Origin of the sequence: Vibrio sp. 1562 (assembly GCF_033340155.1) — a bacterium.
Taxonomy (GTDB): domain Bacteria; phylum Pseudomonadota; class Gammaproteobacteria; order Enterobacterales; family Vibrionaceae; genus Vibrio; species Vibrio alginolyticus.
The window spans coordinates 1-601 of the sequence record NZ_JAWOVY010000541.1 but is presented as its reverse complement, the minus strand read 5'-3'; the positions used below and the strand labels follow the sequence as shown (position 1 = coordinate 601).

General features: G+C 48.3%; 1 protein-coding gene. It reads left to right on the top strand.

Features of this window, described 5'->3' with window-relative positions; all coding sequences use genetic code 11:
- Positions 1–601 (top strand): aspartate carbamoyltransferase (gene pyrB / locus R7Z49_RS26290; protein WP_318112602.1); only part of this gene is annotated, 601 nt, incomplete at both ends.

Here is a 601-nt window from a genome sequence, read left to right as displayed (position 1 = left end):
CTCTATTCCAGAGCTTTCTCGTGAAGAGCTGGAACTTATCGTCGAAACTGCAGGTAATCTGAAAAAGGAACCTCGACCAGAACTGATTAAAAACAAAGTCGTTGCGAGCTGTTTCTTTGAGCCATCAACGCGTACTCGCTTGTCGTTTGAGACCGCGATTCAACGCATTGGTGGTGATGTCATTGGTTTTGATAACGATGGTAATACGTCTCTGGCGAAGAAAGGGGAAACGCTTTCTGATTCTGTACAAGTTATCTCTTCATACGTCGATGCATTTGTGATGCGCCACCCTCAAGAAGGTGCAGCGCGCCTTGCTTCCGAGTTTTCGAATGGCGTTCCAGTGATTAACGCGGGCGACGGTGCTAACCAACACCCAACACAAACTTTGCTTGACCTCTACACCATCGCGGAAACGCAAGGTCGCTTAGACAACCTAAACGTAGCATTTGTCGGCGATTTAAAATACGGCCGCACCGTTCACTCACTGACTCAAGCACTGGCGAAGTTCAATAACATCCGCTTCTACTTTGTCGCTCCAGACGCATTGGCGATGCCAGAGTACATCTGCGAAGAACTCGATGAAGCTGGCATTGAATACAGC